Origin of the sequence: Rothia sp. HMSC058E10, from assembly GCF_001809415.1 — a bacterium.
Classification (GTDB): domain Bacteria; phylum Actinomycetota; class Actinomycetes; order Actinomycetales; family Micrococcaceae; genus Rothia; species Rothia dentocariosa.
In genome coordinates this window covers 132,740-145,394 of record NZ_KV797630.1, presented here as the reverse complement: position 1 = coordinate 145,394, position 12,655 = coordinate 132,740, and the positions used below count along the sequence as shown (strand labels likewise).

At 57.6% G+C, this 12,655-nt stretch carries 13 protein-coding genes; 6 read left to right on the top strand and 7 right to left on the bottom strand.

Features of this window, described 5'->3' with window-relative positions; genetic code table 11:
* The 5 genes from HMPREF2609_RS06310 to HMPREF2609_RS06290 form a co-directional block, all read left to right on the top strand.
* On the top strand, positions 1–445 hold a 445-nt coding region (locus tag HMPREF2609_RS06310), incomplete at its 5' end, for a lysozyme family protein (protein WP_070535845.1).
* A 71-nt stretch (positions 446–516) separates the two neighbouring features.
* Positions 517–1,029 (top strand): muramidase, encoded by a 513-nt coding sequence (locus HMPREF2609_RS06305; protein ID WP_070535842.1) that lies wholly within the window; start codon positions 517–519, stop codon positions 1,027–1,029.
* A gap of 70 nt (positions 1,030–1,099) precedes the next feature.
* Entirely contained in the window at positions 1,100–1,480 is a 381-nt protein-coding gene (locus HMPREF2609_RS06300) for a Tat (twin-arginine translocation) pathway signal sequence (protein ID WP_070535839.1), read from the top strand.
* 105 nt (positions 1,481–1,585) lie between these two features.
* Entirely contained in the window at positions 1,586–2,089 is a 504-nt protein-coding gene (locus tag HMPREF2609_RS06295) for a peptidoglycan binding domain-containing protein (protein ID WP_070535836.1), read from the top strand.
* A 218-nt stretch (positions 2,090–2,307) separates the two neighbouring features.
* Entirely contained in the window at positions 2,308–2,889 is a 582-nt protein-coding gene (locus HMPREF2609_RS06290) for a hypothetical protein (protein ID WP_070535833.1), read from the top strand.
* Between the two features lie 206 nt (positions 2,890–3,095).
* On the opposite strand, the gene HMPREF2609_RS06285 is transcribed toward HMPREF2609_RS06290, so the two are convergent.
* Positions 3,096–4,160, bottom strand: coding sequence for a zinc-dependent alcohol dehydrogenase family protein (locus tag HMPREF2609_RS06285; RefSeq protein WP_070535830.1), 1,065 nt, complete (start codon positions 4,158–4,160; stop codon positions 3,096–3,098).
* Between the two features lie 315 nt (positions 4,161–4,475).
* A complete protein-coding gene (locus HMPREF2609_RS06280) occupies positions 4,476–4,877 on the bottom strand; it encodes a SulP family inorganic anion transporter (protein WP_004006358.1) in 402 nt (133 codons plus the stop codon).
* 125 nt (positions 4,878–5,002) lie between these two features.
* Here HMPREF2609_RS06280 and HMPREF2609_RS06275 point away from each other — a divergent pair, with 125 nt between their 5' ends.
* Complete coding sequence (locus HMPREF2609_RS06275) at positions 5,003–5,680, top strand: hypothetical protein (protein WP_070449240.1); 678 nt, start codon at positions 5,003–5,005, stop codon at positions 5,678–5,680.
* Positions 5,681–5,719: 39 nt separating this feature from the next.
* Here HMPREF2609_RS06275 and HMPREF2609_RS06270 read toward each other — a convergent pair whose 3' ends face one another.
* The 5 genes from HMPREF2609_RS06270 to HMPREF2609_RS06250 form a co-directional block, all read right to left on the bottom strand.
* On the bottom strand, positions 5,720–6,592 hold the full coding sequence (locus HMPREF2609_RS06270) for an anchored repeat-type ABC transporter permease subunit (RefSeq protein WP_070449242.1): 873 nt from the start codon (positions 6,590–6,592) through the stop codon (positions 5,720–5,722).
* Entirely contained in the window at positions 6,589–7,509 is a 921-nt protein-coding gene (locus HMPREF2609_RS06265) for an anchored repeat-type ABC transporter ATP-binding subunit (RefSeq protein ID WP_070535827.1), read from the bottom strand. Before HMPREF2609_RS06265 ends, HMPREF2609_RS06270 begins: the two co-directional genes overlap by 4 nt.
* Positions 7,502–8,545 (bottom strand): choice-of-anchor M domain-containing protein, encoded by a 1,044-nt coding sequence (locus HMPREF2609_RS06260; RefSeq protein WP_083296710.1) that lies wholly within the window; start codon positions 8,543–8,545, stop codon positions 7,502–7,504. Before HMPREF2609_RS06260 ends, HMPREF2609_RS06265 begins: the two co-directional genes overlap by 8 nt.
* Positions 8,546–8,610: 65 nt before the next feature.
* Positions 8,611–10,287: an anchored repeat ABC transporter, substrate-binding protein gene (locus tag HMPREF2609_RS06255; protein WP_070535824.1), complete on the bottom strand. Its 1,677-nt coding sequence runs from the start codon at positions 10,285–10,287 to the stop codon at positions 8,611–8,613.
* Complete coding sequence (locus tag HMPREF2609_RS06250; RefSeq protein ID WP_070535821.1) at positions 10,277–12,547, bottom strand: TIGR03773 family transporter-associated surface protein; 2,271 nt, start codon at positions 12,545–12,547, stop codon at positions 10,277–10,279. The genes HMPREF2609_RS06255 and HMPREF2609_RS06250 overlap by 11 nt, the downstream gene beginning before the upstream one ends.
* Positions 12,548–12,655: the final 108 nt, after the last annotated feature.

Sequence of the window (12,655 nt, the reverse complement as noted above, 5' to 3'; positions counted from 1 at the left end):
CCGTAAGCTGTTGCGTACCACCGCTATCGGCGTTCCTGCCGCTAGTCTACTCGCTTTTGGCTCGACCCTTGTGACCGCGCCAGCTGCGAACGCTGCTATGGCAGTTGATGGTTACTGGGGAAGTGAAACTACACGTATGTATCAGAGGCTCGCTGAGCTTGCGGTGGTAGACGGTATCGTCTCAAGTCAGCCTGCATCTCAGGCGAGTGCTAACCCTGGGCTGACGAGTGGCTGGGATTGGGTCTCTGATGATGCCGCCTCCGGCTCAGAGACTATCAAGCATCTTCAGCGCATGCTCAAGGTAACCCAGGATGGGCTCATGGGTCCGCAGACTATCTCGGCACTTCAGGCGCGTTATCACCTCCCTCAGGATGGGGTATTGAGCGAAGAGTCTCCCACCATTAAGAAGCTTCAGTCCGAGCTTATCGTGGTTACCTATGACTAATTCAACATACTGAAAATACATCGGTTACCCGATTTTTCTCCGCAATTTCTATATATGTGAGGAGGATAAAAATGATGGACGAACACTCCGATCTTTCTCGTCGTAAGCTGCTGCGTACTACCGCTATTGGTGTGCCCGCTGCGGGTATGCTCGCCTTTGGCTCGACCTTGGTGACCGCGACGAGCGCGAATGCGCTTGAGGTTGATGGTTACTGGGGTACGGAGACGACGGAACTTCTCCAAAGTGTCCTTATGCAAGGGGTTCTTGGTCAGAGCGATCTTCTTCCTTTTGGGGATCCTTCGGGGACTATTTCTTCTCAGCCAATATCACGTGCTGAGGAGAACCCCGGTCTGGCTTCAGGCTGGCAGTGGGTTTCCGATGAACAGGTGAAGGGTTCAGGTACTATCGCTAGGTTGCAGCGTGAAAAGCTGGGCTTCGAGAAAGGCGATGGGATTATTGGTCCTCAAACGATTAGTGCTTTGCAGACCTGGCTTGGGCAAACCGCTGACGGCGTGCTTGACGGACCTTCGCCGACGATCGAGGCTCTGCAAAACTATCTAAATTCTCAGGCAATTGAGGCCTAAAAGATAAATTATCGCGAAAATGGCGTGACATGTTCTCACCTCGTATGTGGTGATGTGAAGAAGGAATATTATGACTCTCGAAAATACCGATCTTTCTCGCCGTAAGCTGCTGCGTACTACCGCCATTGGCGTACCCGCTGCCGGTGTGGTTGCTTTGGGAGCGAACTTGGTGATGGCCCCAGCTGCGAATGCAGAGACTGACTTGGGTGTCAAGATGAAAGTAGAGTCTGAGAAGCTTCAGGAAAAAGCTCAGAGGGCTAAAGAACTAGCAGACAGCTTCGATCTTGATGCCGCAGCATTTGATGATCCTGCCCTTGAGGCTGCCGTCAAAGATATCAGCGCCCAGCTGCATGATGCTGCTCAAAAAGCCGAAACGTTGGCTCAGCAACGAGCCCAAGAAGCTCAGGCTTCTGAAGATGCTGATAGTAAAAATGCCAGTCGCTTTCAATAATTCGCAGCCAATTGTGTGAGGAAGCGAGATTGGGGCTCGTGGACTTTTGACTGGTGCCAAGATCGCTTCAAACTTTTTATAAGCCTTAGTTGAGGAAGGAGTATTATGACTCTCGAAAATACCGGACTTTCCCGCCGTAAGCTGTTGCGTACCACCGCTATCGGTGTTCCTGCCGCTAGTCTACTTGCTTTTGGCTCGACCCTCGTGACTGCCCCGGCAGCAAATGCTCTTACAGATGATGGGTACTGGGGCTCCGAAACAACGGTTGAGCTGCAGAAGCGTCTCAACAGCATAGCCGCCGTAAACTCTGCGGTGGAGGGCGGTCTTCCCCTTGATGGGCAGATCGACAGTCAGCTCGCATCCCAGTCAAGTGCTAATCCCGGTCTGACGAGCGGTTGGCAGTGGGTTTCTGACGATGCCGCCTCCGGCTCAGACACCATCAAAGATTTGCAGCGCTGGCTCGGGGTGGGTGCTGATGGTTTGATCGGACCCTCTACAATCAGTGCTCTGCAGAGCTGGTTGGGCCAAACCGCAGACGGGGTTCTTGACGGTCCCTCACCGACCATTGTCGTGTTTCAGCGCAAGCTTATTGAAGGTAACTACTCTTAAGGCGTGAGAACCTACACAGCACACAGTCTGTAACCTGCTCGACAACACGGTAGTGCATAACCGTACCCTGACTAAAAAACGTATTCAGGTGAGTTACGGTTAAAAACTACCAACCGGTTTACCGGTTTCGCATCATGAGGTGCGGCGTTGGCGCTTATCCTAATGGCGCTGACTCTGCACCTCATGGTGTTTTAACACCGCATAAATAAGGAGGACATATGACTGAACTGGGTACCTCACGCCGCCGATTCCTGCGCGCCGCCGCTGTTGGCATTCCCGCTGCGGGCGCGCTCGCGGTTGGTTCGACTCTGACCGCTCCGGCTGCGAACGCTGCGCAGGCTTCGTCAACCCCGTCGAATCAGAGCCAGAACCCCGAAGCTCAAGGTGCGGCCACCAACGCGCAGTATCTCAGCGAGAAGGCGAAGAACTTCCATATTCTGCTTGATATGTACAAACAGGCTGGCGACGCGGTAGACGCAACACAGCTGACCCAGGAGGCGCAGCGCATCCGGGGTGCGGCGGACGAATCAAACAGCCCGTTCCCCAGCAGGCCCGTCTCGTGGGCTGGTGTTCAGCTGGAACGGGACAGGATGCAGCTCGCCGCCAAGATCAACTACGCCGCTATGCGTGCCGAAGAGTTAGCCGATGAGCGTACCCGCGCTGGCGGGGGAGTGCCGCAAGGTCGGGATGCGGTACGCCAGGCTGCACAGAGGCGCGTGATCTATCGTGTGCTCACCAGCGCATCCCGAGACACTGATGCGCTGGTGACCAAGCTCGAAAACCTGGCGAAGGGTCGGTAAAGCAACGCTCGTCTTGAGCAGATTCCTGCATAAAAAGGCTCTTTATTCCAATAAAGATGGGGAAAACCCGCTTTATTGGAATAAAGAGCCTTTTTACAGTGCGCAACCCCCGGTAAACATGGCTGGCTCCGGGAAAGAGAGCGAAAGGAACCCCTCCGGGAAGGACGGTAAAGAACCCGGAGGGGTTAGCTTAGGGTGCTTACACCCTACTTCTTAATCGGTTCGCGAGAGATAACAACTTTCACCGCATTATGCTCAGCGGCATTTGCGAACAGGTCGTATGCTTCCTCGAACTGGTCAAAGGTGAAGTAGTGGGTTGCCATTGCCTTTGCGTTCAGGCGGCCCGAACGCACCATATTCAGCAGGTTGCCCACGGTGTTGCAGTTCACCAGACCCATGTTGATGTTTACATTCGAGATCCACATGGTGTTAATCGGCAGCTCCACCGGCTTGCCGTGCACACCCGCGTTCGCAATATTGCCGTAGGGGCGCACGATCTTGGTGCAGGTCTCGAAGGTCTGCGGCACGCCCACGGCCTCAATCGCCACATCCACGCCCAAACCATCGGGGGAGAGGGCCTTAACCTTCTCGATAAAATCCGGATCGGCGGCGTTTACCTTATCGGTTGCGCCCAATTCCAGAGCCTTGTTCATGCGGTTATCGTCCATATCGACGGTAATCACGCGCCCAGCACCACACAGGTTTGCCGTCATGATCGCGCCCAGACCCACCGGACCTGCGCCGATAACAGCCACCGTATCGCCCGGCTTGGTGTTGCCGTTGAGAATACCCATCTCGAAACCGGTCGGAAGCGCATCCGTGAGGAAGAGAACATCTTCGTCGGTCAGCCCCTCGGGAACCATGTGAACCGACGTCTCAGCGTAAGGAATGCGCACATACTCAGCCTGGGTGCCGTCAATCATGTACCCGAAAATCCAGCCGACACCGCCCACGGTCTGGCAGTGCGAAGGCTTATTGTCCTTACAGTATGAGCACTTGCCGCAGTTCGTGACCGCCGGAATAATGATGCGGTCGCCAACCTTCAAATCAGTGACCGCAGAGCCGACTTCGGTAATCGTGCCGATAGCTTCGTGGCCCAGGATGCGCCCTTCTTCAACCTCGGGAACGTCACCCTTGAGGATGTGCAGGTCGGTGCCGCAGATGGTGGTGGTATCAACGCGAGCAATGACGTCGGTGGGTTCAAGGATGGTGGCGTCTGGAACTTCTTCCCAAGCTCGCTTGCCTGGACCGTGGTAAACAACTGCCTTCATGGTGACTCCTAACTGAGATTTTATGAGGGGCTGTAGCTACAGCATCATCGCTTATAGTCTCAACCTATCAAGAGTTCTTTATAGGTTGTACCTTCATTAAACCGGAAAAATCCCTAACTTCCTAGGTGTTACGCAGATTACATTTAAGGTTATGGTGACTGTAAGAATGGCAGGCTTATGCGCGATGCGCTCTATACCGCGAGCAGGTGGTTTTTGGTACGAGCAGGTAAGATTTTCCTACCTGCTCGGTCAAAAACCACCTGCTCGCGTACATGCACGAGGGGGAGCGATACCGCACGGGTACCGCCTCATAGCTTAGATACTTGCGCTATGACCCACCTTCACGTGGCTGTGGCGATCACGCTCCGCATCGTGATAATCCGACTTGAAGCCCTTGAGCACCACCTCAATATCGTTCTCCTTCGCATAAACATTGGAGAAGTCCTCAATCAGCTCCAGTACATCGCTGGCGATATACGAAGAGTTCTCGGCGTTGATCGTGACCTTCGAGCCGGGGCGAATATTCTTCAGCGTCTTCTTAATAGCCGCCTTGTTCAAGAACGACACCTCTTCCGCCAAATCCAGCGTGATTTCGTCGGCCTCCGCAAGCTCCTCACGGCTGAGGTAGTAGGCGCGCTTCATATTGCCCTGCAGCACGAAGAAGATACTGATCGCCAGACCAATACCTACGCCCTCCAGCAGGTCGAGGGCAACCACGGCATCACCGCGCGATGCTGGTAAAATCCCTCATAGGCGGCAGAAAAACACGACGATAAACGCAGGGCCACGCGCTCGCAAATGGTAGGGTGGTTGCTAAAAATAGGCTGTATATGGGGGATAGCATGGCGGAAAACTATACATACCGGGATATTTCCAGCGGTGAAGCATTCCGCGAGCACCTGGGCTCACTGGGCTGGTCGAAACCACGCAAAAATCAGCCCGTATTCACCCAAGAATACGGTGAAGACCTCATATTTCGGGCTGCTTTTCTCTACGCAACATTCAACCATACGCCGGGGAACTACAGCGGCATCCCGGCGTTTTATGTGATGTCTAAAAAATGGCGTAAAACCCTGCGAAAAATATCGGCACACCTCGATCAGCCTCTTAAATCTGTGCCCTCCCCGCATGACGGCGATATGTACTTTATAAGCGTTGGCCACCCCCGCTACCACGAATTTGTAGATCACGAAGCGAGAATGACTTACCTGAGGCCCGATGGGACGCTCAATATAGAAGCATTCACTCGTTTCAACACCGCCGCTCATCGGTTCATGGAAACCTTTGATCTGGCGGATTATGTGGCACTTACCGAGCAGGAGCTGCAGCAGCAGCGCCTCGATACCGTGCTGCCGGATGTGCTCGGGTATTTGTCCGTGAACACGATGAACGACCTGCGCGATGAACTCTACCGGAACGTGCACGCACATCTTACCGACCGCGGCGCCACGCTCTTCGCGGATCAGCACGTGCTGCGCCGCCGGTGGGATGTTATCGCAGACTATTTCTTACTGACCTGACAGGCGACGGTGAGAGCCTTGTGATGGGCACGGCAAAGCCTAAACCGGCAGGGAACGGGCGGTCTCAGGAATGCGCCTGACTCGCTGGCGCATCCAGGTGAACACCCACACCAGCACGAAAGCGGCGACCATCGTCAGCACAATCGTGCCGCCAGTCGGCAGGTTAAACGCCCACGAGAAGTACAGCCCCGCCGTCGAACACAGCACGCCGAAAACCGGTGAGAACAGCATCATAGTGCCTAAACGGCGGCATGCGAGCCGCGATGCGCTGGCCGGAACCACAATGAGCGCAAGCACCAGCACATTCCCGAGCGTCTGCAAAGAAATCACCACGGAAACCGTTACGAGCACATACAGCAGAATATCCAGCCACAGCACCGGCAACCCTAACGCGCGTGCACTTTCACGGTCCAGGCTCACCGTCACCAGCTGCCGATGAAACAGCCACAGAAGCAGCAGAATCCCGGCGGACATAGCCGCAGCCTGGGCAATATCGCCGCGTGAAACCCCCACAATCGAACCGAACAGGAAATCCTGAATCGACCCCGAATACCCCGGCGCCAGAGAAATAATCACAATACCCAACGCGAACGAACCGGCAAAGAAAATACCGATTACCGAATCTTCTCGCAGCTTCTGGTTCTGGCTAAAAATGGCAACCAAAACTGCCGTGATAACGCCTGCGATCAGGCCCCCGAACACCAGGTTGCCGCCGATAACGAACGCAACCGCCAAGCCGGGAAACACCGAGTGGGCAACCGCATCGCCAATAAAAACCATGCCGCGCATCATCACATGGCACCCCACCACGCCCGTCACCAAAGAAGCCAGCGTCACTGCGGCGAGGGCACGCGGCAGAAACGCCAGGGAAGGGTTAAAAAGGTCAAACAGAAAATCGAGGGGAGTAATCATGCCGCTGCCTCCTGCGAGGTTATACGATGACCGGCAGGATGCCCCTGCCGGGTGCCGCCGGTCGAGTCGCCGTCTGCGCCCGGTACAAGTATCTCGGGCGATGGGTTTGTGCCCGCGCTTCCGCCTTTACCTGTGCTTTCACCCTCGCCCGCAAGTTCGCGCCCGTGCACCCAGGCGTAAAGCTGCTGCGGCGAAAAATCCTCGGCTTTGCCGTCCAAGCCCAAGGAACCGCGCACCCCGCACAGCCGCGAACAAGACTCCTGCGCCGCCACAATATCGTGGGTAGACATCAGAATCGTCACACCCTCACCCGCCAGCTGCCGGTACAGCTCGGTGAGCGCGGACTGGGTGGGCGCATCCACCCCCGTGAAGGGCTCATCAAGAAGCAAAAGCGCCGGTTCAACCGCGAGAGCACGCGCCAGAAGCACCCGCTGCCGCTGCCCGCCGGAAAGCTCGCCGATGGGACGGTTCTTCAGCGGCATTAAATCCGTGCGTTCTAGGGCGTGAAAAACCTTAACCCAATCCGCGGTTTTAGGGCGACGAAACCAGCCTATCTCGCGGGTTCGCCCGGTCATGACCGCATCCTCGACGGTGATCGGGAAATCCCACTGAAACTGGTGCTTCTGCGGCACATAGCCGATGCGCGCCCGCGCGGTGCGTGCAGTACTGCCCAGCACCCGAATGTTCCCCGAGGCAGGATGCAACAGCCCCATAATGGCACGTAACAGCGTGGTTTTTCCGGCACCGTTTGCCCCGAGAAGACCCACAAATTCGCCGGGGTTCAGGGTGAGTGAAAAGTCCCGCAGCACTGCCCGCCGCCCGTACCCCGCATAGAGGTTCTGGATGCTCAACGTTGGATTTTCACTCCCCGGCGCAGGGTCGTTTTTGGACCCTAGCACGGTGGTACCTTTACTCATCCCGCGCGCCCTTTCCACTCGCCATGATGCGCTCGGCCTGCGCCTGCGCGGCCTTATTGCGGCGCATCATGAAGAGCCCCGCTGCGGCAAGCACCGCCACAGCCCCCGCACCGAGCGCCACCGGAAGGACAGGGAACCCGCCGGATGAGGCTCCCGGACTATCGGAAGCCGCCGCAGAGTGCGCGCCCTCCGAGTTGCCCGCCGGTGCCTGATCCGAAGCCTGCTGCGCCAGAGTGTACACCTCATCCGCAGTCACCGAATCCCCGATGGCGAACTTCATATAGCGGGTATCGGAAACAACCGAACCATCCGCAAGTTCCGCACGGGCCGTCACCTTCAGCAGATAGGCGCCGGGCTTGGTAAACACCCAATTGGCGTGGGTATGCGTGTTCTTCTCAACCCATATATCCTGCGGCTCGTGCTTGGACGAATCCCACAAAACCTGCGGCTTCGAGAAGTTCCCATTCTCCAAGTACAGCGTGAACTGCCCCGGTCCCTGAACCTGCTCTAGGGTGAGGGTGACCCCGCGCGGGGTTTTCTGCACAAGCCCCGGGTCCTGGGTGGTCCAGCCAGGCCAGACGACCCCCTTCGTCTCGGTCTGCGGAATCACATACACCTGCTCGCCGGGCTGTGCACCCACAAACGAATAACGGTCATCGTTAGGAACCTGGCGCAGGGCCGCATCGGAGCCGTGGTACAGAACATCGTCCACGCTGCGCCAGATGGGTGTAGCGGAATGATCGTCATGAATCATGAGCTGAAACTTACCGTCGGTAAAACGCGGACCCATATCAACATGCCCGCTCGAAATTTCGGTGCGTCCCGTGCCCACCGGCTGCTCGGGCGAGAGCGTCTGCTGCAGAGCCTTCTGCTCTTTACTGAGGTTATCGCTCGTGGCTGCCGTGCTTGACGATGCACCCGGCGCGGGCGTGTGATCGGCATATGCCGGATTGGCTATAGATGCTGTGAGACCCACACATAAAGCGAATGAAATAACCTTCTGACTAGCTTTTATTCCAAAAATAGAATATTTCATGTATGTCTTCTTCCTCAACGTTGATGGATGTATATGCATATGTGGCTATGGACGAGAATACGACTTCACCGCCCAACCGCTCGCTGGATAGTATGTGCATTAGCACGCATCATGTCTGCATAATGGGGTGCCTCATCATCGAGCGAATCGGAATATAAGGTACCCACCTGAACCCCGTTTTCATGGGCGACCTCACGCAAAACTGGGCTTCGTGTGCGAGTATTCCGATCGAGGAATATAGCCGGTACACGCAAATCCCTGATAGTGCGCTGCAGCCGCTGCCGCTGTTGGATGCTCGGCTCACTGCCCGCCACCGGCGTCACGAACCCCGCCACCGTCAGCCCATAAGTACTCGCCAGGTAGCGGTACCCGTCATGGGTGGTAATCAGGTTTTTTGAGGCTTCGGGCAAAGACGCATAGATGCCGCGAATCTCCCAGTCCAGCTCATCGAGCTCGCGCATAACACGCTCGGTATTCGCCGCATAAAGGCTGGTTCCGGGCGGGTCAGTCTCGGCGAGAGCATCACGCATGACCTGCGCGGCCGCCTTCATATTTGGCACCGAATGCCATATATGCGGGTCTATCTCGCCGTGCACATGTTTGCCGAGCACCGCCTGCGCCAGCAAATACACCTGCCCCCGATGCTCGCGCGAAGACCCCCTCAAGAACCCGTACTGGCCGCCCGCAGGAACCTCCTGCAGAGTGCGCGAAGGAACCGCAATGATCGTGCGAGCCAGGTTGTGTTCGGTGACTTTCCCGCCGCTATCGGCGCGAATCACAAGCCGTCCCGTATATGCCTGAACGGCTATATCCGCATGTCCAGAGGTTAAAACGGTCGTATTTGCGCCCAGACGAGAGGCGGCCTCGGCAGGATCCTCACCCACCACAACGTGCAGTGTCCCCTGCGCCTGCCGCACCCCCTCGGGCGCGTTGCGGGGCGTTGCCAGAACATCAAGTTCGTACACACCGGCATCCGCAAAAGCCCACGAAAGATGCGTATGCGCCTGCAGCGGAAGCTCCAGCGACCCCATATCGCCGGTGCGCACCCTCACACCATCCTGTGTGGATTCCTGCGTGCCGCGCGCCTGAGAATCGCACATCATCTCGACCGCGCCGAAGGTCTGTGTAATAAACGCCGCAACCTGCCCGGGACCCTTCACACGGGTAACCGAAAACGCGACCGAAGCATCCGAATCTGAGGGCGACTCAGCGGAATGACTGGCGGATGCGCCCGAAGACTCGGCGTCCTCAACGCGCAGCCCCAACCAGATAGAATCCAGCGAGGCATCCTCTACCACGGGTTCAAGTTTGCCGCCGTACTGCTCAATCCTCTCGGCAACCGCCACCTGCGCCGAACCCTGCGGCAGGTTAGAGCTCACCATCGCCACCATTTTGCGCTGTTCCAGCAGCAGACCGTTGGTGAACGCCAGCCGCGCGTAGGCGACATCGCGCACATCCCGCAGGCTCGGCTCATAGGAATGCGGGTCTGCACCATTGGGAATGAGGGCGTGTACCCGAGCACGCTCGCCGCCAACAGCACGCGCCACATCCGCCAAAATCGGGGTTGTCGCCACCACCTGAAGACGCCCGTCGGCATCAAAACCCGAGGACGTATTCTGTGCGGTGCAGGCGCTCAACGCCGCGCAAACGGGCAGAAAACCCAGGAAAGCGCGGCGGCTGAGCGGAAGTGCGAGTGAGCGCTTCGGTGTACAAGACTGACGGCGTGAACCTCTAGAGCTCATGGCGGTGCCGACGGCGCACGGTGTATACGATCATGCCTCCCAGCGCGACGGCAAGCACAGAGGTGCTGACCATAAACGGATTAAACCCAGCCCCGGTGTTGGCGAGCTTCCCGGCGGCAGCCGATTGCTGCGCATCCTTAAGCTCCTGGTTGGTGAGGGCGCAGTCCTTGCCCGAGGCGGTCTTGCCGACAATGCGCACCTTCGTGCCGTCCGGCTTCGTGACAATACCGCTGGCCGCATCCACGGTGCCCCGCTGGGATTGCTGTTCGGCAGGTTTATGAGTGGTCGAGTTTTCGGCGTTCTCAGGCGCGTTCTTCTCATGATGCGCGGGCTCGGGGTTTGCCGGATTATCGGCATTGCCCACCGTAAAGTTCAGGGTCGATGTGCTCTCGACGGTCTGCCCGTTCTTCAGATGCACCTGCCAACCGATCGTCACCCGGTAGCGGCCCTCAGCGGTAAACACCCAGTTGCTGTGTTGGTGCGTATTCAGTGGAACCTGAAATGAGCCGCCGCGGGAATCGAAGACTTTTTGCCCGGCGGATCCGAAGTTGCCCGAGAGGAACACCGACATTGAGCCGGGGCCGTCGAATCCCTTCAAACTCATGGTGACCGGTCCATCGGCCTGTTTGAGAAGTTCGGGATCCTGGGTACTCCACCCCAGCCACGGCACGCCCGCCTGCTGGGTAGCACCAATCATGTGCACGGTACTTCCCGCGGGGGCAATATCTTCCATGCCCGCCGGGAATTTCAGCTTCGCAGCATCGCCGAGGACGAACTCTAAAGAGCCGGGTGACACATGTTTAGGTGGGCTGAACCGATCATCTTTGACGGCAGAACTCAACGTGGAACCGTTCAAGACCGGACCAACGTCAAAATGCCCCTCGGTAGCGCGATCCGCCGCGGCATGATCCGCAGTCGTTACCATCGGCAGAGTGCCGGGAATATTTGCCGGACTTTGGGTGCTTCGTGACTGCACGGAATCCTTAACGACAACCTCGGTCGGAATGCACTTCTCGGATTCGGTTCCGGGATAAGACCCGCCGCGAGAACCCGAAGACGGCGCGGTATTGCCCGAAGCCCCTGAACCGCCAGAACCCGCACCCCGGACGGTCGGCGCGGTAACATTCTGGGCATTTGACCCGTTAACCGTGTGGTTCGGTGCACCTGCATTCTGACCGGCTTGTTGCGGTGCCGGGGCGGGCGCATCGGGCGCGGGGGCATCACCCGTTGCAATCTGGGGGTTGGGCGCCGCATCCGCTGAAGATTCAGGCTGAGCCGGGGCGGCTTCCACACTCGACGACTCCTGATGCGCGGGCTCGATCACCTGATGCTGCGCGCGGGAATTACCCGCGCCATGATCTCCCTCTGATGAGCGCTCATTCGGGGCGGCATCCCGATGCGCCTGCTCACCGCCCTCCTCATGCTGCGGCGGAGCGGCAGCTGATTCGGCGGAGCCCTGCGGGTTTTGTTCCCGATGCCCCTGCTCGAAAATATCCTGCGGAACTTCGCCCACCACAACGGTGTAGGTCGCCTCAGCGTGAACCTGCGTGCCGTCCGCGAGCTCGGCGCTCGTGCGGAAAGTGAACCGGTAGGTTCCGGCGGCGGTAAACGCCCATGCGGCATGTACATGAGAACCCGCCTCAAGCTCGTAGGGTGCTAACCGATCCGCCGTGCTGAACATGCGCGATGCCCCGGACAGATTCTCCTGAAAAACCTCGGCGCGTGCACCTTCGGGAACCTCGCTTTTGACGAGTTCAACCGTGATTTTATTGTTTTTCAGAGCGCCCTGCGGAATGTTCTCGGCACTGAAGCCAGGGTAGAGAAGCCCATCGGTATGCTTCTGCGGAATGTACCAAATGGGGGTGCCTTCGGGGGCGATGAAATCGTATCCGGCGGCTACGCGGGTTTGGGATTGATCGTTGGCGGGCAGATTGAAAACGGTGGTGGAGGGGTTGAAAAGACCTTCACCATCCTGCGTTTCGGCCTTGGAGTTTAGGGTGAGTTTTCCGTCGTGAAGCTCTGCATTGAGCAGTTCGGTATGCACGCCGCGCACAATGTAATTCCCGGTGTAACTGCGCGGTTCTGCCTGTGCTGCACCTGCGCCATGTTCTTCGTGTGCGAGTGCCGCCGGTGCCGTGTTGAACGCGGGCAGCGCGGGGGAGAGGGCTAGTGTGCATCCCAGGGCGGTGGTTCCGATGATGGTAAATGTTTTGCGACCGCGTTGTTCTCGCGGCGGGGTTTGCGGGGCGGATCTGCGCATAGTTTTCCTCCAACGACGGTGTGGTGTGTGAGTTCACGACGCATCGGCGCGTGTGATTATGAGAATCACTATACATATCTATTTTGATTATGACAATTATTCTCAATT